The organism is Nonomuraea sp. LPB2021202275-12-8 (genome assembly GCF_037044575.1).
Taxonomy (GTDB): domain Bacteria; phylum Actinomycetota; class Actinomycetes; order Streptosporangiales; family Streptosporangiaceae; genus Nonomuraea.
Map to the genome: position 1 here is coordinate 35,046 of NZ_JBAHWD010000008.1, position 23,278 is coordinate 58,323.

The 23,278-nt window shown below is 71.6% G+C and carries 22 protein-coding genes; 14 read left to right on the plus strand and 8 right to left on the minus strand.

Annotation, left to right across the window (positions count from 1 at the left end; genetic code table 11):
* The first annotated feature begins 40 nt into the window (after positions 1-40).
* From V5E28_RS17335 to V5E28_RS17345, 3 genes are read left to right on the plus strand one after another with little or no spacing between them, the layout of a single operon-like run.
* Positions 41-952: a sulfotransferase family protein gene (locus tag V5E28_RS17335; RefSeq protein WP_336207953.1), complete on the plus strand. Its 912-nt coding sequence runs from the start codon at positions 41-43 to the stop codon at positions 950-952.
* A complete protein-coding gene (locus V5E28_RS17340; RefSeq protein ID WP_336207954.1) occupies positions 949-1,872 on the plus strand; it encodes a glycosyltransferase family 2 protein in 924 nt (307 codons plus the stop codon). The genes V5E28_RS17335 and V5E28_RS17340 overlap by 4 nt, the downstream gene beginning before the upstream one ends.
* Entirely contained in the window at positions 1,872-2,759 is an 888-nt protein-coding gene (locus V5E28_RS17345) for a WecB/TagA/CpsF family glycosyltransferase (protein ID WP_336207955.1), read from the plus strand. Before V5E28_RS17340 ends, V5E28_RS17345 begins: the two co-directional genes overlap by 1 nt.
* On the opposite strand, the gene V5E28_RS17350 is transcribed toward V5E28_RS17345, so the two are convergent.
* Genes V5E28_RS17350 through V5E28_RS17375 form a run of 6 tightly spaced genes read right to left on the minus strand, consistent with a single transcriptional unit; the run spans position 2,716 to position 9,355 of the window.
* Entirely contained in the window at positions 2,716-3,642 is a 927-nt protein-coding gene (locus V5E28_RS17350; RefSeq protein ID WP_336207956.1) for a sulfotransferase, read from the minus strand. The two genes, V5E28_RS17345 and V5E28_RS17350, sit on opposite strands and share 44 nt — an antisense overlap.
* A complete protein-coding gene (locus V5E28_RS17355) occupies positions 3,639-5,039 on the minus strand; it encodes a lipopolysaccharide biosynthesis protein (protein ID WP_336207957.1) in 1,401 nt (466 codons plus the stop codon). Before V5E28_RS17355 ends, V5E28_RS17350 begins: the two co-directional genes overlap by 4 nt.
* Positions 5,027-5,881, minus strand: coding sequence for a sulfotransferase (locus tag V5E28_RS17360; protein ID WP_336207958.1), 855 nt, complete (start codon positions 5,879-5,881; stop codon positions 5,027-5,029). Before V5E28_RS17360 ends, V5E28_RS17355 begins: the two co-directional genes overlap by 13 nt.
* Positions 5,878-6,783 (minus strand): hypothetical protein, encoded by a 906-nt coding sequence (locus V5E28_RS17365; protein WP_336207959.1) that lies wholly within the window; start codon positions 6,781-6,783, stop codon positions 5,878-5,880. The genes V5E28_RS17360 and V5E28_RS17365 overlap by 4 nt, the downstream gene beginning before the upstream one ends.
* On the minus strand, positions 6,780-8,048 hold the full coding sequence (locus tag V5E28_RS17370) for a hypothetical protein (RefSeq protein ID WP_336207960.1): 1,269 nt from the start codon (positions 8,046-8,048) through the stop codon (positions 6,780-6,782). Before V5E28_RS17370 ends, V5E28_RS17365 begins: the two co-directional genes overlap by 4 nt.
* Positions 8,045-9,355, minus strand: a complete 1,311-nt coding sequence (locus V5E28_RS17375; protein WP_336207961.1) for a Wzz/FepE/Etk N-terminal domain-containing protein — start codon at positions 9,353-9,355, stop codon at positions 8,045-8,047. Before V5E28_RS17375 ends, V5E28_RS17370 begins: the two co-directional genes overlap by 4 nt.
* Before the next feature lie 362 nt (positions 9,356-9,717).
* Here V5E28_RS17375 and V5E28_RS17380 point away from each other — a divergent pair, with 362 nt between their 5' ends.
* On the plus strand, positions 9,718-10,740 hold the full coding sequence (locus tag V5E28_RS17380) for a glycoside hydrolase family 26 protein (RefSeq protein ID WP_336207962.1): 1,023 nt from the start codon (positions 9,718-9,720) through the stop codon (positions 10,738-10,740).
* A gap of 24 nt (positions 10,741-10,764) precedes the next feature.
* Here the strand turns inward: V5E28_RS17380 and cysC are convergent, their stop codons facing one another.
* On the minus strand, positions 10,765-11,979 hold the full coding sequence (gene cysC, locus V5E28_RS17385) for an adenylyl-sulfate kinase (RefSeq protein ID WP_336208190.1): 1,215 nt from the start codon (positions 11,977-11,979) through the stop codon (positions 10,765-10,767).
* A gap of 58 nt (positions 11,980-12,037) precedes the next feature.
* Positions 12,038-12,754: a class I SAM-dependent methyltransferase gene (locus V5E28_RS17390; protein WP_336207963.1), complete on the minus strand. Its 717-nt coding sequence runs from the start codon at positions 12,752-12,754 to the stop codon at positions 12,038-12,040.
* Between the two features lie 93 nt (positions 12,755-12,847).
* Between V5E28_RS17390 and V5E28_RS17395 the strand changes: the two genes are divergently transcribed.
* The 10 genes from V5E28_RS17395 (at position 12,848) to V5E28_RS17440 (ending at position 23,227) form a co-directional block, all read left to right on the plus strand.
* Positions 12,848-13,033 carry a hypothetical protein gene (locus tag V5E28_RS17395; protein WP_336207964.1) on the plus strand — a complete coding sequence of 62 codons (186 nt, stop codon included), beginning with the start codon at positions 12,848-12,850 and terminating at the stop codon, positions 13,031-13,033.
* Complete coding sequence (locus V5E28_RS17400) at positions 13,027-13,206, plus strand: hypothetical protein (protein ID WP_336207965.1); 180 nt, start codon at positions 13,027-13,029, stop codon at positions 13,204-13,206. The genes V5E28_RS17395 and V5E28_RS17400 overlap by 7 nt, the downstream gene beginning before the upstream one ends.
* A gap of 111 nt (positions 13,207-13,317) precedes the next feature.
* The gene (gene mfd, locus V5E28_RS17405; protein WP_336207966.1) at positions 13,318-16,806 is read left to right on the plus strand and encodes a transcription-repair coupling factor; all 3,489 of its coding nucleotides are present in this window, start codon (positions 13,318-13,320) and stop codon (positions 16,804-16,806) included.
* A 28-nt stretch (positions 16,807-16,834) separates the two neighbouring features.
* On the plus strand, positions 16,835-17,443 hold the full coding sequence (locus V5E28_RS17410) for a SurA N-terminal domain-containing protein (RefSeq protein ID WP_336207967.1): 609 nt from the start codon (positions 16,835-16,837) through the stop codon (positions 17,441-17,443).
* A 2-nt stretch (positions 17,444-17,445) separates the two neighbouring features.
* Positions 17,446-18,390 (plus strand): MazG family protein, encoded by a 945-nt coding sequence (locus V5E28_RS17415; protein ID WP_336207968.1) that lies wholly within the window; start codon positions 17,446-17,448, stop codon positions 18,388-18,390.
* 53 nt (positions 18,391-18,443) lie between these two features.
* Entirely contained in the window at positions 18,444-19,721 is a 1,278-nt protein-coding gene (gene eno / locus V5E28_RS17420) for a phosphopyruvate hydratase (protein WP_336207969.1), read from the plus strand.
* An 82-nt stretch (positions 19,722-19,803) separates the two neighbouring features.
* Positions 19,804-20,223, plus strand: coding sequence for an FtsB family cell division protein (locus V5E28_RS17425; RefSeq protein ID WP_336207970.1), 420 nt, complete (start codon positions 19,804-19,806; stop codon positions 20,221-20,223).
* Positions 20,213-20,701, plus strand: coding sequence for a DUF501 domain-containing protein (locus V5E28_RS17430; RefSeq protein WP_336207971.1), 489 nt, complete (start codon positions 20,213-20,215; stop codon positions 20,699-20,701). The genes V5E28_RS17425 and V5E28_RS17430 overlap by 11 nt, the downstream gene beginning before the upstream one ends.
* Positions 20,692-21,636: a Ppx/GppA phosphatase family protein gene (locus tag V5E28_RS17435; protein WP_336207972.1), complete on the plus strand. Its 945-nt coding sequence runs from the start codon at positions 20,692-20,694 to the stop codon at positions 21,634-21,636. Before V5E28_RS17430 ends, V5E28_RS17435 begins: the two co-directional genes overlap by 10 nt.
* Positions 21,637-21,811: 175 nt before the next feature.
* A complete protein-coding gene (locus V5E28_RS17440; protein WP_336207973.1) occupies positions 21,812-23,227 on the plus strand; it encodes a hypothetical protein in 1,416 nt (471 codons plus the stop codon).
* Positions 23,228-23,278: the final 51 nt, after the last annotated feature.

Consider the following 23,278-nt stretch of genomic DNA (forward strand, 5'->3'; position numbering starts at 1 on the left):
GTCCCCACGTTCCGTGTTCGCGACGTGAGAGTTCGCCCCCGTGACCGACCGTTCGACCGCTCCCCGCGTGATCTTCCTCGGTGGCCTCGGCCGCAGTGGCACCACCCTGCTCGAACGGCTCCTCGGCCAGCTTCCAGGGGTCGCGCCCCTCGGTGAGGTGGTGCACCTGTGGGAGCGCGGCGTGCTGGCCGACGAGCCGTGCGGCTGCGGGCGGGCGTTCACCGCGTGCCCGTTCTGGCGCGGCGTCGGCGAGCGGGCCTTCGGCGGCTGGACGTCCATGCTGGCCGAGCGCGTCATGGCCCTGCGCCACCGGGTGGACCGCACGCGCAGGCTGGCCCGCATCGCCCACGAGGATCTGCCGGAGTACGTGCGCGCCTACCGCCGCGTCTACCAGGCGGCGGCCGAGGCGGCGGGAGCCCAGACGGTCGTCGACTCCAGCAAGCACGCCTCGCTCGCCTACTGCCTGCTGGAGGCGGGGGTGGACGCCCGCATCGTGCAGGTGGTGCGGGAGCCGCGAGCGGTCGCCCACTCCTGGCGCAGGACCGTGGCCCGGCCCGAGGACGGCAGCCCGATGACCCGCTGGGGCCCCGCCCGCACCGCCCTGCACTGGACGGCCCAGAACCTGGCGCTGGAGCTGCTCGCCGCCCGCGGGGCCCAGGTCACCCGGATCCGTTACGAGGACCTGCTGGCCGCTCCGCACGCCACCCTGACGGACCTGGCCCACAGCCTCGGCTTCGCGACGCCGCGCCTGCCCTTCCTGCACGGCACGACCGCCTACCTGACCACGGCCCACACCGCCTCCGGCAACCCGATGCGCTTCACCGCCGGGGCCGTCGAGCTCGCCCGTGACGACTCCTGGCTGCTCGGTCTGCCACGCCACCACCGCGGCCTGGTCGCCGCTCTCACCTGGCCGCTCAGGGCCCGCTACGGTTACGGAAAGGCCACCGCATGACTGCGACCCTCTCGGTGGGGGTGGTCATCCCCACCCGAGGCGACCGCCCCCAAGAGCTGCGCACGGCCGTCCAGGCGGCGCTCGCCCAGGAGTACGCGGGCCGCGTGAGCGTCGTCGTCGTGGTCGACGGCGGCGACCCCGCCGTCGTCGCCGCCCAGGTGCCGGGCGTGCGCGTGCTGCCCAACCGGCTCAGCCCCGGGCTGCCCGGGGCGCGCAACACCGGCATCGCCGCCTGCGACACCGACCTGGTCGCCTTCTGCGACGACGACGACATGTGGCTGCCCGGCAAACTCGCCGCACAGGCGCGCCTGCTCGGCGGGGACGTCGAGTTCGCGAGCTGCGGCATCGAGGTCGAGTACGGCGGCCGGGGGATGCCGGGGCCGGCCGGAGCCGGCGGACGTCGGCGGGTGCCGAGGCTCGCCGGCGCCGACCAGGTCACCGCCGCCGACCTGGTGCGCTCCCGCATGGTGATGGTGCACTCCTCGACGTTCCTCCTCAGACGCGGCGCGTTCTGGGTGGACGAAAGCGCTCCCGCAGGCCAGAACGAGGACTGGGACCTCGCGCTCCGCGCCGCCAAGCGGCACCCGATCGCGAACGTCGACGAGCCGTTCGTGCGGGTCCGGTGGGGTGCGTCCCACTACGTCGCCCGCTGGGCCGACCGCATTGCCGGGCTCGAGTGGATGCTCGCCCGGCACCCCGAACTGGCCGTGGATCCGCGCGGCGCGGCGCGGATCTACGGTCAGCTCGCCTTCGGCCATGCCGCGCAGGGTCACCGGCGCGCCGCGGCACGCTGGGCGGCCCGGACGTTCGCCGCGCGCCTCGGCGAACCCCGGGCCCCCATCGCCCTGGCCGTGGCCGCGGGTCTGGTCCCGGCCTCCGCGGTGCTGGCCCTGCTGCACCAACGGGGGCACGGCATCTGATGACCCCGCTCCCTCAGGCCCGCGCGAACGCCGCCCTCCTCACCCAGCCTCCGTCCCCTGCGGCCCCGCCGTTCGGCGGTGAGGCCGTCGGACCCGCCGTTAGTGCCGGTGCGTGGCCTGCGCGGGTGGTCGTCGGCGGGGTCGGGCTCGACCCGGTCACCGAGGACGAGGTGGTCCGCCGGGTCGAGGCGGAGCTGGCCGCGGGCCGGGGCGGACACATCGTGACCCCGAACGTGGACATCTGCCGGGCCGTGGCGAAGGACGCGGCGCTGCGCGAGCTGGTGGGCGCGGCCGAGGTGGTGGTGGCCGACGGGATGCCGCTGGTGTGGGCGGCCCGGATGCTCGGCACGCCGGTGCCCGGGCGGGTCACCGGGGCGGACCTGATCTGGTCCCTGAGCAGGCTGGCCGCCCGGCGCGGCTGGCCCGTCTACCTGCTCGGCGGTCCGCCCGGCGCCGCCGCCGCAGCGGCCGGCGAGCTGGCGGGCCGCCATCCTCGGCTGCGCGTCTGCGGGGTGGACGCGCCGCCGTACGGGTTCGACGCGACCGAGCAGGGCAGGCGGCTGGTGCGGCGGCAGGTCGTGCGGGCGCGGCCGAGGCTGGTGTTCGTCGGGCTCGGGTTCCCCCGGCAGGATCTGCTCATCGGCGAGCTGCGTCGCGAGCTCCCCGGCGCCTGGTTCGTGGGGTGCGGGGCGGCGATCGCGTTCGCCGCGGGCACGGTGTCGCGGGCGCCCCGGTGGATGCGCCGGGCAGGGCTGGAATGGCTCTTCAGGCTGGCCTGCGAGCCCGGACGGCTGGCCAGGCGCTATCTGGTCGACGATGCGCCCTTCGCGCTGCGCCTGCTCGTCACAGCGCGGGCTGGGCGTCTTCGTCGGCGGTCAGCGCCCTGACGCGGGCGATCTCGTCAGGGGTCAGACCCCTGGCAGCCGCTCGCAGGGCCAGCCGGGAGTCCATCGGCCTGTAGGCGGTCCGGGACAGGCCCGTCCAGGTGAAGCCGCGCTCCCGGCCGCCGGAGGCGGTGCACGCGCGGATGACGCGTGCCTCGGCGGCCTGGGTCCACGCCAGGCCCGCGTACTCGTACAGGCTCTTGAAGCCCGTCAGCGGGTCGGCGGCGAGGTCGTCGTAGGAGGTGACCAGGATGCCGGGGGTGCGGGAGAGGATCTCCCGCGTCACCCGCCACAGCGCCGCCGCCTTGGCGACGCGGTCCTGAGAGCCGACCAGGACGCGCAGCCGCAGCACCTCGGGATGGTCGCGGACGAGCAGGGGCTGTTCGAGCAGCTCGTGGAAGTAGACGGTCCAGCCGAGGCGCTGCCAGCTCGCCACGAACGACACCGGGTCCCGCACGAGGGCGATCACCCTGCATCCCAGCCGCTCGGCGAACCAGCCCGCCGACAGCACGGCGAACGGATCGTCCAGCAGCGCCCGCCGTCCCGTCAGACGGCCGTACGCGAACGCGCCGCCGTAGCGGAGCATGCGTGCCAGGTCGTACGGGGAGCGGTTGGCCCGCAGCTCGGCCCGCCAGCGGTAGCGCAGCGCGACGGTGTCGCGGAAGGCGGGCAGCCAGGTGGGGGAGTTGTCGTCGCAGATGTACTGGAAGCGATGGCGCACCTGGGCGCGCAGGATGCCGGGGCAGCCGCCGGGCGGATGCTGCGGGTTGAGCGGCTCGTTGACGTAGACGAGCTCGCCGCCGGCGGCCAGCATCTTGCCCGTCCAGCTCGTGCCGCTGCGGGGCAGCCCGGTCACCAGCACGGGAGGCCGCGTGCCATGACTCATACGGGGACCCAGGTGCGCCAGCGCAGCGCGGACAGGCTGTGGCGGCCGAAGGGGCGCAGGCCGTAGCGCTGGTGGAGCTGCCAGAGCGGCAGCGCGTTCTTGATCAGCACGCCGGCCGACCAGCCGAGTGCCGCGCCCAGCGCGCCGTGGGCCGGGATCAGGACCAGGTCCAGCGCCACCGTGCAGGCGACGGCGGTGACGAGGTTACGCAGGCTGGCCGTGGTGTGGCCGGCGGCGGTCAGCACCACGTCGACCATGCCGGACGCGGTCGCCGCCATCATCGTGCCCGCCAGGACCAGCGCCACCGGCACCGCCGAGCCGTAGCCGTCTCCGAACAGCCGCAGCAGCCAGGGCGCCATCAGCGCGTAGCCCAGCCAGACCGGCCAGGTCACCAGCACCAGCCACATGGTGGCCGCCTGGTAGAGCTCCCTGGCCCGGCTCAGGTCGCCCTCGGCGAGCGCGCTCACCAGCCGCGGTTGCACGGCCTGGGCCAGGCCCTGGTTGGCGAGCTGGCCCACGACCTTGAACCGGGTCGCGGCGGTGTAGACGGCCGCCTGCACGGGGCCGCCGAGCAGGGCGACGAGCACGATGTCGAGCCGCTGGAACACCGCCTGGATCGCCGCCGCCACGGACCTCGGCGCCGTGTGCCGCCACAGGTCCCGCCCGGTGCCGGGCAGGTAGGGCAGGCGCGGCGCCCGGCCGCGCAGCGCCAGCGCCGCCAGCACCAGCACAGGCAGGTACGGCAGCGCCCAGGCGACGAGCAGTGCCGACGAGACGGACGCCCCGGCTCCGGACAGAGCCGAGATGAAGGGCGGGACCCCGGCATCCGGGGCCGAAGCCCCGGCGAGGGGCAGCACGCCGGCGAGGAGCCATGGTGACGTGGCGGCCAGGGCCACCGCGCCCACCAGGACGAGCTGGCCGACAGGCAGCAGCACCCCGTCGAGCAGCACGGTGGGCCGCATGGCGCCGAACCCCCTGCCGGCGGCGAGCAGCACGTCCGCCACGGCCATGACGGGCAGCGCCAGCGCCAGCGGGCCGAGGTGCGGGTACAGCAGCGCGCCGGCGAGCGTGGCGACCACGATGACCGGCACCAGCGCTGCCCGGATATATCCCGATATGCCGCGATAGTCGAAGGTGCTGGCCCTGGCGATGAAGTACACCAGCCCGTTGCCCGCATCCAGCTTGACGACCCCGGCCGCCATCAAGGCCAGCGCGGTGACCGTGAAGAACGCTCCCGCCTGCTCGGCCGGGAACGTCCTGGTGACGAGCACCACCAGGAGGAACTGCGCCAGAGCGGCCACCGCCGCCCCGGTCAGCCCGGCCACCCCGCCCCGCGCCACCCGCCCCAGCAGCGCCGTCCCGGTGCGCCCTCGCGCCTCCGCGGTCACCTTCGCCATGACGGGTCACCGCCCAGCCAGCGAACCAGTCGCGAGTCGTACACCTCGAAGTGGTCCCGCAGCGACCGCCGGACCGAGTCCGGCAGAGGCTTGGGCCGCGGCCGCCCGTTGTGCCGCTCGAACTCCGGACAGCCCAGTCGCGGCACTCCCAGGAACTCCAGCACCCTGTCATAGGCCTGCTCGGGCTCGGCGAAGAACCGGTGGCTGTCCAGGACCAGGATCCGGTCCCGCCCGAACAGCGGCTCCAGCCGGTCCAGCTGCTCGGCGTAGCGACCGCGGGCCAGGTAGGCGTGGTGACGGTGGGAGTGGTGGGCGGAGTACGGGCGCGCCCGCAGGCTCTCCTCGGCCCCGGCGAGCCGCCCGGTCTCCAGCTCCACCGCGTACTCGAAGTTCGACTCGGTCTCGAAGCCTCTGGCCAGCTCGTGCGAGTGCGCCGAGCAGGCCCGCTCGACCGGGTCGCGCACCAGCACGATCAGCTTCACCCCCGGTAGGTCGGCGGCGATGCGCTCCCCGGCCAGCGGGTGGAACAGGTAGTACGGGGACGACTCGAACGCCAGCGGGCCGGTGCCGTGGCGCCGGGCAAGCAGCGCCGCCCCGACCCGGAGCGGGAAGTGCCCCCGGTACCAGGACAGTCCCCGCTGGTAGCCGGCGTCGAAGTAGTGGACTCCCTTGTGCAGCACCGGCTTGAGCAGCAGGGGATGCTGTGCCAGCGCCCGGTAGAGGGAGGTGGTGCCGCACCGCTGGGCCCCGGCGACCAGGAATGACGGCAGGATCCGCGCGCCGGAGGTGAACCTCCCGGTGGTCCGGGACACCGACAGCGCCGAGCGCTTCACGGCCTTCATGTCAGCGACTCCTCGTGGTCGACGACCGGGTTGAGCCAGAGACCCGGCGGGCCGAGGGGTTCGTGGCCGTCGGCGGCGTGCCGGTCGGCCAGCGCGATGAGGTAGTGCAGCGCGGTCCGCCTGGCCTGCGCCGACGACAGCCCGAGCGGTGCCAGGGTGCGCACGGCCTGGGCGAGGCAGGCGCGCGCGGCGGTCTGCGGGTCCATGCGGCGAAGCGCCCGCTGGAAGAAGTGGTGCACCGCGTCGAACCCGTAGGGGACGCCGACCTCGTAGCGCTCCCAGTCCCACACGAGCAGCCGCCCGTCGGCGGAGGGCGAGATGTTCCACGGGGACAGGTCGCCGTGCCAGGCCGCGCCGTCGGCGCCACCGGTGGCCGCGATCTCCTTGACGGCCTGGACCAGCATCGGGGCGGGCACCCGGCGGCGGCGGGCCGGCAGCGGTGACAGGGCCAGCACGCTGAGGCCGCGCCAGCGCCCGTGGTGGAGCACGGTGGGTGTGACGACGGTCTTGAGCGGCTGGTCGGCCAGCTTGCGCAGCACGGCCGCCTCGTTGTCGACCAGCTCGCGGGTCAGGTCCGTGTCGCCCACCTTCACGAAGGCCAGCCGGGCGTCGCCGCTGTGCGCCTCCAGGATCGGCTTGCGGTTGCCCCGGCGAGCGGGGCGCACGTGCAGGACGGTCTCGACCGGCGCGCCGAAGATCTCCCCCAGGTGGGCCGAGATCGACCCTTCGACGGGCAGCATGATCCGCGGCCCCACCGCCGGGTGCCACCAGCGGCGCGGCGCCAGCCGGCGAGGCAGGCGGGCGTGCGGGAGCAGCGTGTGGGCGCGGAGATCACCCTGGCCGGGGTAGAGCAGCCGGAGCGTGTCGCCGAGATAGCCGAGTCTGATGGCGGTGTCGGTCATGCGGGATTTCTCCACAGGAGCGCGAAGGAGATGAAGTAGAGGCTGAGCGGCGTGACCAGGCCGTCGTAGACGAACATGTAGAGCAGCACCAGGCTCATCACCAGCACCCCGGCGAGCCCGATCGGGGTGCGGTCGGCCCGGTGGCGGCGGATCGCGCCGACGAAGAAGGCCACGTAGAGCGCCGCCCCCGCGAAGCCCTGTGTGATGATCAGCAGCCAGAGCTGGCCGTCGCTGCCCAGCGGTGGGTGGCCGCAGCCGGTGCACCATCCGGTCCTGCCGGTGGTGATCGTGCGGTGGTTGCCGGTGGCGTTGCGGGTGTTGCCGTAGCCGATCACCGGGGAGCGGGCGGCGGCCGCGAGCGTGGCCGAGACGGTGAAGGCACGGATGTCGTTGGAGTGCGGATTGTCCAGCCGCTGGGTTACGAGCGCGGACAGCGGGCTGAGCGCGAACACCAGCGCTCCCGTCGCCATCGCGGCGCAGAGCGCGACCCTGGTCCTGCCGCCCACCCGGACGATCAGGTAGAGGACGGCCAGCCCGAGCCCGATCCACAGGCCCCGGTTGAGCGAGTAGACGATCGGGATGGCCGCCAGCGCGATCAGCACCACGGCCAGCGCCCGGCGCCGGCGGTTGCCGTACACCCACCAGCCGACCACGAACCAGATCAGCAGCACCGACATGTTGCTGCCCCACGCGTTGGCCCATTCGAACGGCGCCTCCGGCCGGGGCGAGGCGTAGCCGAGCACCTTCTGCGTCTGCGCGGCGGTCGGATGGATCAGGTTCTGCACGAACGGGTTGCCGGCCAGCCAGTCAGGCAGGACCAGCTCCACCGGTGAGGTGAAGGAGAAGTCGGGGGCGAGGACGCCGAGCAGCCCGCCCGCCACGGTCGTCATGAACAGCACGCCGAGCATCCGCACGAGCCGGAGCTGCGGCAGCTCGCGCTCGCTGAGGTTGCCCAGGTAGAGGACCATGACCATGAGCGACAGGTAGAGCGCCAGGCGCATGGAGTAGCCGATGACACGGCCCGCGCCGAGCTCGCCGTAGGTGCCGGGCGGCATCTCGCCCAGCATCAGCGCGCTCACCAGATAGCCGGCGATCAGCAGCAGCCACAGCCCGAACCCGCGCGGCACCCGGATGGGCCTGCGCCGCCACAGGATGATCCCCATGGGCACGGCGAGCACGACCACCGACAGGCCGCCGAAGCCGAGCGCCCACCAGACGGGATAGCCGAGCAGCAGCGCGGCGATGGGCCACGCGGGTCCTGTCACGCCGGCCGGCCCGGCGGCTGGGGGAGCACCTGCTGGGGCGTGGTCTCGGCCGCCGCGGTGGGCTCCGCGGGCTGGAGCTCGCCGGTGGCGACGAGCTTGCCCAGCGGGGTGTGCGGGCGCGGGGCCGGCACGGGCGCGGGTGTCAGGTCCGTGGTGGTCACCGCGCCGATGATCGGCACGTTGTGCCGGCTGAGATGCCGTACGGCGGCCGCGACCTGCACGGAGGTGGCCGCGCCCAGTCCGATCAGCAGCAGGGCGGCGTCCGCTTTGGCCAGGTCGCCCACATCCGTGCCGTCGAGCACCGACAGTGGCGTGCTGGTGGCCAGCGGCACGGTCACGGGCGAGGTGCCGAGCTCGGCCGGGACGGCCCTGACCAGCAGCCGCTTGCCGGGGCAGGCGGCTACCACAGAGCAGGCCAGATCGTGCGGCGCGCCGTCCGGGAGCGACAGGTCGGCGAGGGCGGGCAGCCCGGTCAGCCGTTCGACGTCGGCGGCGCTGCGCAGCCGGGTGTCGAGCCGGTCGCGGGCCGCCGCGGCGGCGGCTCCGAGCAGCAGGCCGGCCATGAGCCCGGAGCCGAGGAAGAGCGGGAGGCCGGGCGAGCTGGGCGCCTGCGGCGGTGTGGCCGGGCTGATCACCGATCCGGGCGTCACGGTGAGCGTCCTGAGCGCGTCGTACTTCAGCGTGAGGCTGTGGACCTGCCGGTTGAGGACGCTCTGCCGCTGCGTGGCGAGGGTGTGCTCGGGGGCGCCCTTGCGCAGCCCGTCGAGATCCTTGACCACCGTGCTGAGCGCGGTGTTGACCTGCCTGAGCTTGGTCAGCATGACCTTCAGCTGGTCGCTGATCGCCGCCTGCGCGGTCTCGGCGCGATGGGCGAGGTAGGCCTGCGCGTAGGCCTGCGAGCCGGTGACCGCGGTTTCCGGATCGGCGGCGGTGACGGAGATCAGCAGGACGGCCGCGTTGGGCGGGACCGACACCTCGGCGGGCTCCAGGGCGGTGGTGTTCGCCGCCTTGGCCGCCATGGCCGCCACCATGGACGAGCGGGCGATCTGCGCCTCGGTGTCGAGATTGAGCGCCTCGCGCTGGCGGTTGGTCACCTGGTTGCCCTGCTCCGGCGTGCCCACGGGCGTGACGAGGACCTGGGCGGTCGCGGTGTAGGCGGGCGGAGTGAGCCTCAGCATGGCCAGCCCGGCCGTGCCACCGGCCAGGATGCAGCCGAGCAGGAGCAGCCAGCGCCTGCGGAGCAGCGAGAGATGCTCTCCCAGGTCGGTGCCGGAGCGGTGAGCCGGGCAGTCCGGCGACAGGCTCATGGAGGCGGATCTCCCTGGAGTGTGTGCGCATTGTTGCCTTTCGGCGACTCTGCGTCACGTGTCGAGGTGTCCGCCCACTATAGGGGGGCCGGATATTACCCAGGCTTATTACCCAAGATTTTCTCCAGTGGGGTCGAAGTGTTGTCTCTTTATGACTCGAAATATCGGGATTTAAGGGTTGGCTCGAGCCTGCGCTGACCTGCGTTCACTGCCACTCCGGCTGAAGTTCCGACAATGGCGTGGCATGGTTCAGGTTTGACAGGGCGGGGGGTCCTTGAATGAGGGGGTCGACAGGTTTGGCGCTATGGGATCTTTCGCATAGAGCAGCGAATATCGCCTTCAAAGGTGCCGTCCCGGCACTGGTGGCCGTGCTGGCCGCGTGCTCCGGAGCCGAGGGCTCCAACACGGTGAAGGACGTCGCCCGGTCCACCCCCGCCGTGGCGAGCTCACCCGCCTGCACCGTCACCAGCAGGCTCATCCCCTCGTGCGGCGCCTGGTGGGGGATCGCCCCCGAGATCTTCACCGGGGCCCGCCTGGAGCAGGCGCTGCTGAGCGCCGAATCGCGCATGGGGGCGACCGCCGACGTGGTGCACGTCTATCACCGGGGCAAGGAACTGTTCCCGACCGAGCAGGAGATCCGGCTGGCCAGGGACCCCGCCAGGCCCCGGCTGCTGCTGATCAACTGGAAGCCGTCGCTCGGCCAGACCTGGGCCGAGATCGCCGAGGGCGCCATCGACGACAGGATCGACCGCCTGGCTCATCACCTCAGGCGGACCTTCCCCGAGCAGTTCTTCCTCACCATCCACCACGAGCCGGAGAACGACGTGGACGCGGGCGCCGGCTCCGGCATGCGGGCCACCGACTACGCCGCCATGTTCCGCCACGTCGTGCTCCGGCTACGCGAACGGGGCGTGAAGAACGCGGTGACCGTGATGACCTACATGGGCGCGCCCAACTGGGCGGCCAAGCCCTGGTTCGAGGAGCTCTACCCGGGCGACGACGTGGTCGACTGGGTGGCGATGGACCCTTACGCCGACGGCCGGGTGCACGACTTCGGCACCCTGGTCAACAAGACGCGCGAGGACTTCGACGAGTGGCCGGGCTTCTATCGCTGGATGCAGTGGCGCTTTCCCGGCAAGCCGGTCATGGTCGCGGAGTGGGGGGTGTTCGAGCGGGCCGACGATCCGGCGTTCAAGCGGGCGTTCTTCGAGTCGGTGCGCAGCCAGATCCGCCGCTATCCGCAGATCAAGGCCCTGGTCTACTTCGACTCGCCGCAGGCGCCCCGGGGTGACACCCGCTTCGACACCGAGGACACGGCCGACCGGGCCTTCACCGAGCTGGCGCGAGATCAGCACTTCCGCGCGACCCGCGTGCCGCGGCCCTGACGCAGGCCGGGGCTCGGCGGGAGGTCAGCGCAGCCACCGGCCGCCGCGCAGCGTGCCCAGCACCTGGTCGACGGCCGCCTCGACGGAGATGTGCGTGGTGTCGATGACCACGTCGGCGTCGTCCGGCTCCTCGTAGGGATCGGAGATGCCGGTGAACTCGGGGATGAGCCCCGCCCGGGCCTTGGCGTACAGCCCCTTGCGGTCGCGACGCTCGCACTCCTCCAGCGGGGTGGCGACGTGCACGAGCAGGAAGTCGGCGCCGACCGACTCGACCATCTCACGCACCTCCTCGCGGGTGGCCGCGTACGGGGCGATGGGGGCGCAGATGGCCAGGCCGCCGTGGCGGGCGGCCTCGGCGGCGACGAAGCCGATGCGGCGGATGTTGAGGTCGCGGTCGGCCTTGGAGAACGTCAGGCCCTTGGAGAGCAGGTGGCGCACCACGTCGCCGTCGAGGTAGGTGACCGTGCGGCTGCCGATCTCCAGCAGGGAGTCGCGCAGGCCGCGGGCGATCGTGGACTTGCCCGATCCGGACAGGCCGGTGAAGAACACCACCAGCCCGCGCCGGTGCGGCGGTCCGGGGATCCGCACCGGCTCCGGCCCGGCCAGGTGCTCGCTGGCGCCGTAGGAGAAGGCGACGTGCTCGCGCAGCTCCAGGTCGATCTCGGGCTCCTCGCGCGGCGCCAGCGGCACCGGGACGACGAGCGTGCCCTCGGGCAGCTGGTCCCTCGCCCGCAGCGCGGCCCGGACCACGGCCGGGCCCGCCTCCCCGTACGACAGGGGGAGCAGCAGGATCACCGCGTCGAGCTCCTTGGCGGTGGCGAGGAGCTCGCTGAGGTCGTCGAGCGGACCCCGCATGGTGACCGCCAGCGCGGGACGGCCGCCGAGTTCCACGCGGACCTGGTCGGCGGTGCGGCGCAGCCGGGCGAACGGGCCGTGCTCGGCCGTGCCCAGCCCTCTGACCGGGCCGGCGGCGGGCCCGCCCGCCGGGTGCTCGGTCACGGTCAGCACCGCGAGCGGGACGCCCTCCGGGTCGAGCAGCGTGACCTCGTCACCGGCGGCCACCTCGTCGGGCAGGTGGAGCGTGACGGGGGCGGGCCACGGCGTGCCGTCGGCGAGCGTGCCGCGCTCGTGCACCATGTGCACGTCGTCGTGGCCGAGGAACCCGGTCAACGGCTGAAACGCCCCGGAGAGCAGCAGCTCGAGGTCGGCAAGCTCCCGTGCGTCGGGGGTCCACTCCACGTTCAGCACCCACTATTCCGACTACATTGGCAGGAAAGCCACCGCGACCGGCGCGTCGCTAGATCAGCCGGGCGAAGTGGTACTGCGGTTTTCTGATGACCATGGTGATCTCGTCGTGCGTAGCAGGGTATCGGCCCCGGCTGAGCTTCGCCGCCAGACCCACGGCCGCGGCACCGACCCTGCCCATGGCGGGCCCGCTGGTCGCCGTCTCCTCGTCCGTGATCATCAAGCCGCGGGTGAGGCAGAAGGCGTGCATGCCGTCGCCCGAGGTCAGCGGTTCGTAGACGGTGGGCAGTGGGCCGGGCGTCTCCGCCGCCACCAGGCGCCGCCAGACCAGCCGGCGCGCCCACGAGGGGACGATCCTGTCCAGGATCCCGTAGGCCGAGTCGCGGTCACGCATCCGCAGCAGCACCAGCCCTCCGGGCCGCAGCGCCTGCAGGAGCCGGTCGAACACCAGCTCCGCGTGCTCGATCCGCTCCAGCAGGAAGGAGAGCTGGATCACGTCGAACGACCTGGGGGGCAGCGGCGCGGACCGCAGATCGCCCAGTGCCCACGTGACCAGGTCGGCGCGCTCCTCCACCACCCTCCGGATCGCCGGCAGATCCTCGTCGACCCCGGAGACCCGGGTGTCGATCCGCTCCAGGACCAGCGGCTCATCATGCGCACACCCGGCGACCAGCACATCCAGCCGCCGGCCGAGCTGCCCCGCCCACTGCTCGCGGATGCGCTGACCGAACAGATCGCCCCGCGGGGCTATCGACCGCACCTCAGACATGTAGCTCACAGTAATCAATAAACAGCTAAGAGTGATGTACATCGCCCCTGCTAGCGTCCGGAACCGCCGAGCCGGCAGATCGTGGGGGTGGGGATGCGGGTGTACGTCGGGAACGCGGACCGGGACGGGGCCGGAGACGACGGATGGCTGCTGGGGCACTTCAGGCCCGACGGCGACGTCAAGCACAGCCAGGACGTCGAGATCAAATGGGGCGTCCACGCGCGAGGCGACGAGCGCGCGCGATGGGTCGTGGGTGAGCGGCGCACACGGCCTTGCTGATCCTCATCAGCGGCCGGTTCCGGGTCGAGCTCCCCGATCGGAGCGTCCTGCTGGCCGAGCGCGGCGACTACGTGGTCCGGGGTGCGGGCGTCGACCACTCGTGGCGGGCGGAGGAGGAGTCGGTCGTCATGACCGTGCGCTGGCCCAGCGTCGCGGGCTACAGGGTGTCCTGAGCGCCGGGCGATGGGGCGTGAGCGCACAGCGGTGGCCAAGTAGGCTGGTACGCAACACCCCCGCGCTGGCTTGGCCGGGGGTAGTCGTGTTGCCATCGTGGGGCCTATCTGATGAGTCTTTCCGGACTGCTTGACCTCCTCGCCGCCGATCCGAAGCTGACCGCAGCCCTTGAGCAGGGCGGCGACGTCTCGCTGATCGCACCCGCCTCGCTGCGGCCGTTCGGCGTGGCCGCGCTGGCCCGGCATGACCAGCGGACCGTGCTGGCGGTAACCGCGACCGGCCGGGAGGCCGAGGACCTGGCGTCGGCGTTGACCAGCCTCATCGAGCCGAGTTCGGTGGCCGTCTTCCCCGCCTGGGAGACGCTGCCGCACGAACGGCTCTCGCCCCGCTCCGACACCGTGGGGCAGCGGCTGGCCGTGCTGCGCCGACTGGCGCACCCGGTCAAGGGCGACAGCGCCGCCGGGCCGCTGAGCGTGATCGTCGCGCCGATCAGGGCGCTGCTGCAGCCGATCGTGAAGGGGCTGGGCGACCTGGAGCCGATCCGCCTCAGGGCGGGCGACGACGCGGATCTGGACGGGGTGGTCGCGAACCTCGTCGGCAACGGCTATCACCGCGTCGACATGGTGGAGAAGCGCGGCGAGGTCGCGGTGCGCGGCGGACTGCTCGACGTGTTCCCGCCGACCGAGGAGCACCCGCTCCGGCTGGAGTTCTGGGGCGACACGGTCGAGGAGATCCGCTGGTTCAAGGTGGCCGACCAGCGCTCCCTGGAGGCCGCGGAGGACGGGCTGTTCGCACCGCCGTGCCGGGAGCTGCTGCTGACCGAGGAGGTGCGCGGCAAGGCTCGCGAGCTGGCCGAGCGGCACCCGGCGCTGGCCGAGGTGCTCGACCAGCTCGCCGAGGGCACGGCGGTCGAGGGCATGGAGGCGTTCGCGCCGGCCCTGGCGGGGGAGATGGACCTGCTGATCGACCACCTGCCCGTCAGGGCTGCCGTGTTCGTCTGCGACCCCGAGCGGATCAGGGGCCGGGCCGAGGAACTGGTGCACACCTCTCAGGAGTTCCTGGAGGCGTCCTGGATCAACGCGGCGGCGGGCGGCGAGGCGCCGATCGACCTGGGCGCGGCGGCGTTCCGCACGCTGGACGAGATCCGCGACCACGCGGACTCGCTGGGGCAGCCGTGGTGGTCGATGGCCCCGTTCGGCAGCGGGGTCGAGCTGACCGCGCACGACTCCGAGGCCTACCGGGGAGACACCAGGAAGGCGCTCGACGACATCAAGGGCTGGCTCGCCGAGGACAAGGCGGTCGTGCTGCTCAGCGAGGGGCACGGTCCGGCCGAGCGGATGGTCGAGCTGCTCAAGGGCGTCGACGTACCCGCCCGTCTCCAGAAATATCTGGACAAGGCACCTGAGGCGAAGGTCGTACATGTCACGACCGGGCGCATCGAGCACGGTTTCATCACCCCCGGCCTGGCCGTCCTCACCCACCTCGACCTGGTCGGCCAGAAGGCGTCCACCAAGGACATGCGCCGCCTGCCGTCGCGCCGCCGCAACATGGTCGACCCGCTCCAGCTCAAGGTCGGCGACTACGTGGTGCACGAGCAGCACGGCGTCGGCCGCTACGTCGAGATGGTGCAGCGCACCGTCCAGGGCGCCACCCGCGAATACCTCGTGATCGAGTACGCCAAGGGCGACCGGCTGTACGTGCCCACCGACCAGCTCGACGAGGTCACTCGCTATGTCGGCGGCGAGGCGCCCACGCTCAACCGGATGGGCGGCGCCGACTGGGCCAAGGCGAAGTCCCGGGCGAAGAAGGCGGTCAAGGAGATCGCCGGAGAGCTCATCCGGCTCTACTCGGCGCGCATGGCCTCTCCTGGCCACGCCTTCGCCCCCGACTCGCCGTGGCAGCGCGAGATGGAGGACGCCTTCCCCTACGCCGAGACGGGCGACCAGCTCGAGGCCATCGACGAGGTCAAGCGCGACATGGAGCGCGGCGTCCCGATGGACCGGCTGATCTGCGGCGACGTCGGCTACGGCAAGACCGAGATCGCGGTGCGGGCGGCGTTCAAGGCCGTGCAGGACGGCAAGCAGGTGGCGGTGCTGGTGCCGACGACGCTGCTGGTGCAGCAGCACATGTCCACCTTCACCGAGCGGTTCTCCAGCTTCCCCGTCACGGTCAAGCCGGTCTCGCGGTTCCAGACCGACGCCGAGATCAAGGGCACCCTCGACGGGCTGCGCACCGGCGCCGCCGACATCGTGATCGGCACCCACCGGCTGCTCAGCCCGGAGGTCCGGTTCAAGGACCTGGGCCTGATCATCATCGACGAGGAGCAGCGCTTCGGCGTCGAGCACAAGGAGGCCATGAAGCACCTGCGCACCCAGGTGGACGTGCTGGCCATGTCGGCCACGCCGATCCCGCGCACGCTGGAGATGGGCCTGACCGGCATCCGCGAGATGTCGACGATCCTCACCCCGCCGGAGGAGCGCCACCCCATCCTCACCTTCGTCGGCCCGTACGACGAGAAGCAGATCGCCGCCGCCATCAGGCGCGAGCTGATGCGCGACGGCCAGACCTTCTTCGTGCACAACCGGGTGGCCTCGATCAACCGGGTCGCGGCCCGGCTGCGGGAGCTCGTCCCGGAGGCGAGCGTGGCGGTCGCGCACGGGCAGATGAACGAGCACCAGCTCGAAAAGATCATGGTGGGATTCTGGGAGCGCGAGTACGACCTGCTGGTCTGCACCACGATCGTGGAGTCCGGGCTCGACGTGCCCAACGCCAACACGCTGATCGTCGACCGGGCCGACAGCTACGGCCTGTCGCAGCTCCACCAGATCAGGGGCCGCGTCGGCCGGGGCAGGGAGCGGGGTTACGCCTACTTCCTCTATCCGCCGGAGAAGCCGCTCACCGAGACCGCGCACGAGCGGCTGGCCACGATCGCCCAGCACACCGAGATGGGCGCGGGCATGTACGTCGCGATGAAGGACCTGGAGATCCGCGGCGCGGGCAACGTGCTCGGCGCCGAGCAATCGGGTTTCATCGCGGGCGTCGGCTTCGACCTGTACGTCCGGTTGATGTCCGAGGCCGTGCAGGAGCAGAAGGCCAAGCTGTCGGGCGAGGAGGTGCAGCCGGAGCAGCACGACGTCAAGGTCGAGCTGCCGATCAACGCGCACATCCCGCACGACTACGTCACCTCCGAGCGGCTGCGGCTGGAGGCGTACAAGCGGATCGCCGCGATCTCCGCCCGGATCCACATCGACGAGGTCCGTGCCGAGCTGACCGACCGGTACGGCAAGCCGCCCGTCGAGGTGGAGAACCTCCTGGAGGTGGCCAGGTTCCGGATCATGGCGCGGCAGGCCGGGCTGACGGACGTCACCCTGCAGGGCCAGAACATCAAGTTCGGCCCGGCCAGGCTGAGGGAGTCGCAGCAGGTCCGGCTGGACCGGCTCTACAAGAAGGCCATCTACAAGCAGGCGGCCGAGACGCTGCTCGTGCCGGTGCCCAAGACCAAGCCGCTGGGCGGTCAGCCGCTGCGCGACCTCGACCTGCTCAAATGGTGTGGTGAGCTGGTAGAGGCGATGTTCCTCGAGCCGGCACGGGTAAGCTAGCGGCGGTTTTTGTCGGAAAGGGACGCATGTGAAGTCGATTCGAGTGGCTTTGGCCGCTGCCGCGGCGGGGGCCAGCCTCTTCGCGCTGACCGCCTGCTCAACCCCCGTCGAGGCCGGTGCCGCGGCCGTCGTCGGGGACCAGCGCATCTCATCGCGGGATCTCAACAGCAATGTCCAGGAGTTCGAGGCCGCACTGAAGAAGGCGAGCATCGAGCCGGCGCAGCTCGGCGTGCCGGTCTCCCAGTTCGTCCTGTTCCGGATGACCAATCAGTCGCGCTACCAGCAGCTCGCCGACAAGCACGGCATCACGGTGAGCGAGACGGAGATCGACGCTGCGCTGAAGCAGCCGGGCCAGGCGCAGTCGCCCGAGATGAACCTGCTGTCCAAGGGTGTCTCGCCGGCCAACCCGCGCGCCTACCTGCGCGCCGAGCTCGGCGCCGCCAAGCTGATCGACAAGTTCGGCGGCAGCCAGAGCCAGGAAGCCGCGGCCAAGTGGGCCGAGGAGTACAACGCGATCAAGCCCGTCTTCAGCCCTCGCTACGGCACCTTCCAGCAGGATCAGGGCTTCGTCGACCCGGGCAGGTTCGGCCGTCCTCTGCAGCCGCCGCAGCAGGAGCAGCAGCAGGAGCAGGGCTAGCCATGCCGCTCGTCGTCGTCACCACCTCGCCACGGGTCCCGCCGGGCCTGCTGAGTCACCAGGCCTGGCGGGCGCTCGGCTCCGGCCAGGTGCTGACCGGCTCGCCGGCCCACCCGCAGCTGCCCTACCTGGCCGAAGCGGGTGTCGAGGTCGCGGTCGTGACCCCGGACGCGCGGGAGCTGGCCAGGCGGGCGGTCGGCGAGACCGTCGTCTGGCTCGCCGACGGCGACGACGAGGACTTCATGCGCGCGCTCGGCCACGCAGCCGTCGCGCTGGAGGATCCTCCGCTGATCGAGGTCGTGCCCGGCTCCTACGACCTGCCGGGGGCCCGGGTGCTCGACCTGGTCGCGGTGATGGACCGGCTGCGCACCGAGTGCCCGTGGGACCGCAAGCAGACGCACGAGTCGCTCGTGCCGTACCTGCTCGAAGAGGCCTACGAGGTGCTGGAGACGATCGAGGAGGGCGACTACCCGGCGCTTCGCGAGGAGCTCGGCGACCTGCTGCTCCAGGTGGTCTTCCACGCGCGGGTGGCCGACGGCTTCGACATGGACGACGTGGCCGCCGGGATCGTGGAGAAGCTGGTGCGGCGACACCCGCACGTGTTCGGCTCGGTGCAGGCGGAGACCGCCGACGAGGTGAACGCCAACTGGGAGACCATCAAGGCGGCCGAGCGGGCGTCCAAGGGCGGCGAGTCGCTGCTCGACGGCGTGCCGATGGGGCAGCCGGCGCTGTCGCTGGCGGCCCAGCTCGTCCGGCGTGCCGAGCGGGCGGGTGCGCCCGAAGGGCTCGCCGCCGCGGTCGGCCAGGGGATCGCCCGGGAGCTTTTCGACCTGGTCCGCCGTGCCCAGGAGGCGGGCCTGGACGCCGAGGCCGAGCTGCGTGCGGCCGCCCGCTCCTACCGCGACCGCGTGCACGCCTGGGAGTCGACCGTGCAAGGCGGGCCGTAGCCGTACCGATAGGCTCTGAACGCATATTGCCTTTCGATTTAGGAGCGCATCCCGTGGCTACCATCGAGGTCGTTTACGCTCGCGAGATCCTCGACTCCCGGGGCAACCCCACGGTCGAGGTCGAGGTGATCCTCGACGACAGCAGCACCGGCCGTGCGGCGGTGCCCAGCGGCGCGTCCACCGGCCAGTTCGAGGCCGTGGAGCTGCGCGACGGCGACGAGCGTTATGGCGGCAAGGGCGTGCAGAAGGCCGTGCTGGCCGTGACCGACGAGATCTTCGACGAGATCCACGGCGTCGAGGCCGAGGACCAGCGCATCGTCGACCAGATCATGATCGATCTGGACCGGACGCCCAACAAGGCCAAGCTCGGCGCCAACGCCATCCTCGGCGTGTCGCTGGCCGTGGCCAAGGCCGCCGCCGACAGCGCCGAGCTGCCGCTCTTCCGCTATCTGGGTGGCCCCAACGCGCACGTGCTGCCCGTGCCGATGATGAACATCCTCAACGGCGGCGCCCACGCCGACACCAACGTCGACATCCAGGAGTTCATGATCGCGCCGATCGGGGCGGAGACGTTCCGCGAGGCCGTGCGCATGGGCACCGAGGTCTACCACGCGCTCAAGGGCGTGCTGAAGGAGAAGGGCTACGCCACCGGCCTGGGCGACGAGGGCGGCTTCGCCCCCAACCTGCCCTCCAACCGTGACGCGCTGGACCTGATCCTGGTCGCGATCGAGCGGGCCGGCTACAGCCCCGGCACCGACATCGCGCTGGCGCTGGACGTGGCCGCCTCCGAGTTCCACAAGGACGGCGTCTACACCATCGACGGCAAGGGCCTGTCGGCTCAGGAGCTCATCGCCTTCTACGCCGACCTGGTGGACAGCTACCCGCTCGTCTCCATCGAGGACCCGCTGGACGAGGAGGACTGGGAGGGCTGGCACGCGATCACCGAGGCGCTCGGCGGCAAGGTGCAGCTCGTCGGCGACGACCTGTTCGTGACCAACCCCGAGCGGCTGGAGCGCGGCATCAAGGAGGGCATCGCCAACGCCCTGCTGGTCAAGGTCAACCAGATCGGCACCCTGTCGGAGACGCTGGACGCGGTCGACCTGGCCCACCGCAGCGGCTACAAGTGCATGATGAGCCACCGGTCGGGCGAGACCGAGGACACCACGATCGCCGACCTGGCCGTGGCGACGAACTGCGGCCAGATCAAGACCGGCGCCCCGGCCCGATCCGACCGGGTGGCCAAGTACAACCAGTTGCTGCGCATCGAGGAAATCCTCGACGACGCCGCCCGCTACGCGGGTCGCGGGGCGTTCCCGCGTTTCCAGCGCTAGTTTCGGGTACGGCTCGCGGCGGGGCGACGCCCGGCCGCGAGCCGCGCCGCAGGGCCCGTACGACGGAATGGGGGTGCTCATCATGGCGAAGAGGCCGCAGCTGACCGGGCGGGCCGCCATCCTCGCCATCGTGGTGTGCGCGATCGCGATGAGCCTCGCCTACCCCGTGCGCGAATACATCGCCCAGCGACGCAACATCGCCGAGCTGCGCGAGGAGAGGTCCAGGGTCGAGGCGGAGCGGCAGAAGCTGGTCGCCGAGGGCGAGCAGATCCGCGACCCCAACTGGATCAAGCGCACGGCCAAGGAGCGGCTGCACTACTGCGGACCGGGCGAGAAGTGTTACGTGGTGATGGACGCCACCCCGGGTAAGGGGCAGGCGGCCGTGAAGCAGCCCGCCGAGCTCCCGCCGTGGTATCAGACGCTGTGGGAGTCTGTCGAGGCCGCCGACACCGGCAAGGGTCGCAGAGCAGGCACAGGAGAGCAGGAGAGCGTTGGAGAGTAGTGACGTCGAGGCGGTCCGGCGGCAGCTCGGGCGGCCCCCCAGAGGGCTGCGCGGGGTGGCGCACCGCTGCCCGTGCGGCAATCCGGACGTGGTCGAGACCGCGCCGCGGCTGGCCGACGGCTCGCCGTTCCCGACCCTCTACTACCTGACCTGCCCCAAGGCCGCATCCGCGATCGGCACCCTGGAGGGGTCGGGGCTGATGCGGGAGATGCAGGACAGGCTGGCCACCGATCCGGAGCTGGCCGCCGCCTACGAGGCGGCGCACGACGACTACGTCGCCAGGCGCGACAAGACAGCCGAGGAGGAGGGCCTGGAGCCGCTGCCGCGCGACATGCAGAGCACCGGCGGCATGCCGACGCGGGTCAAGTGCCTGCACGCGCTCGTCGCGCACGAGCTGGCGGTGCCGGGCTCCAACCCGTTCGGCCGGGAGGCGCTCGACGCCCTCCCCGACTGGTGGAGTGACGGACCATGCGTGTAGCCGCCGTCGACTGCGGCACCAACTCCGTGCGCCTGCTCGTCGCCGACATCGGCGACGACACGCTGACCGACATCGAGCGGCGGATGGAGATCGTACGGCTGGGCCAGGGGGTCGACAGGACCGGTCGGCTGGCTCCTGACGCGCTGGAGCGGACGTTCGCCGCGATGCGCACCTACCGCAAGCTGATCGATCAGCACGGTGTGACGGCCACCCGCGTGGTGGCGACCAGCGCGACCCGTGACGCCGCCAACAGGCAGGAGTTCGTCGACGGGGTGCGGGAGATCTTCGGCGTCGAGCCGGAGGTGGTCTCGGGCGCCGAGGAGGCCGAGCTGTCGTTCACCGGCGCGACCCGGGGGCTGGTGCGGCTGTCTCCGGAGACGGAGGTGCCGCAGGGTCCGCTGCCCCCTTACCTGGTCGTGGACATCGGCGGTGGCTCGACCGAGTTCGTGGTCGGCTCGGCGCACGCCGAGGCGGCCGTCTCGGTCGACATCGGGTGTGTCCGGCTGACCGAGCGGCACCTGCGTGACGCCGGGGATCCGCCGTCCGCCCCGGCGCTGGAGGCCGTGGTGGCCGACATCGAGGCGGCGCTCGACCGGGTCGAGGCCGAGGTGCCGGTCCGGCGGGCGCACACGCTGGTGGGGCTGGCCGGTTCGGTCACGACGGTCGCGGGCATCGCGCTGGACCTGCCCGCCTACGATCCGGAGCGGATCCATCACACCCGGCTCACGGCCGAGCAGGTGCACGAGGTGACGCGCCGGCTGCTATCGATGACGCATGGTGAGCGGGCGGCCGTGCCGGTCATGCATCCGGGGCGAGTCGACGTGATCGGGGTCGGCGCGCTGATCCTGGATCGCATCGTGCGGCGTTTCGCGTTTCCGCAGGTCGTTGTGAGCGAACACGATATTTTGGACGGAATTGCGTGGTCTAAGGCCTAGATAAGTAGCAAAAGTGGGACATATATCGTCCTGTTCCGTGTTGAGTGTGCAATCTGTTCTGTGCTTTAGTGAGCGTGCATTACGGGGGCTTTGCCATATTGTTGGACACAGATGATGTCGGCGTGGCAACCGTTCCCGTGTGCTCGTCCTCCCTCACGGAACGGAGCATCCTCCCATGAAGTCCTCTGCTTTAGCACGGAAGGCGGCGGCGTTCGGCGCCTCCACCGCCGTGCTGGCCGGTCTGGTCGCCGGGCTGGTGGCCAGCCCCGCCCAGGCGGCCACGGCCGCGACGGCCTCGGGGGCCACGGTCGCCGCCGGGTCCAAGGTCCAGCCGAAGGTGTCGGTCTCCACACCGAAGGCTTCGACCCGCGACTACCAGGGATCCTGTCCGGTCGACGTCACGTTCTCGGCGACGGTCAAGGTCAAGCTCAAGGGCAAGACCACGCTCGCGTACCGGTGGCTGCACGGTGACGGGTCCAAGAGCAAGGTCAAGACCGTCAAGGTCAAGGGCAACGGCACCAAGTCCGTCAAGGTGAGCGAGAAGGCCACCTTCAAGGGCGACGTCAAGGGCTGGCAGGCTCTGCAGGTCCTCGGCCCGCGCAAGGTGACCTCCAAGAAGGGCTACTTCTCGGTCTCCTGCCTCAAGCTCGACGCTCCCAAGAAGCACGTACGGGTCTCGGCCCGTGCCTGGGCGAGCCCGTCCAGCTACGTGGGCGCCTGCACCCCCGGCACCAAGATCGACGTGAACGGCCTGATCAAGGTCAGCCGTCCGTCGTGGGTCCGCTACCGCTGGGTCGTCAACGGCCGCGTGGTGGACTACGGCAAGGTCAAGGTGTGGAGCTCGCGCAAGGTCGGCATCGACATCTCGGCCCGTCACAGCCAGCGTGGCTCGGCGTACCTCGAGGTTCTGAGCCCTGACCACACCACGTCCAACCGGGCCTACTACAAGGTCTGGTGCAAGGACACCACGCCGCCGCCCGCTCCGGCTGTGAAGGTCTCCGTCACCGACCTGGTGACGGCCACCAACCACGACGGCTGCAAGGTCGGCGCGCACGCCAACATCAACCTCACCGGCGCCGCCAGCGTCCAGTGGACCTGGTCCGTCAACGGCCAGTCCGTCCTCAAGGGCCAGAGCTCCTTCGGCGGCAGCGGCTCCAAGAACGTCACGCTCCCCGAGCGGGTGCTGACGGGTGCCGCGAAGAGCGGTGGCAAGATCACGCTGTCGGTCTTCGGGCCGAAGAACAGCGACTCGATCACGCAGTCCTACGCCGCGTGTGAAGAGGTCAAGCCCTCCGTCGAGGTCTCCGGCGCCGCCGTGACCGCGGCCAAGGGCGATGTCTGCCCGGCCGGCACGCTGTCCGGCTCGGCCACTGTCACGGCCAAGGGCGGCTTCAAGGGTCAGGCCGTGTGGACCTACGAGGGTGTGCACCTGGCCGGCGTCTCGATCGGGGACGGCGCCAACACGGTCTCCTTCCAAGGTAAGGCGTTCAACGAACTCACCAAGGACGGCGTGACGGAGCTGAAGATCTTCAGCACCGACGGAAAGGTCCTGGAGACGGTCGCGGCCGCCTTCAAGGCCCCCTGCGCCTAGCAGCCGTAAGCGGTCCTGAACCGGGTGGCGCCTGGCGCCACCCGGTTTCCG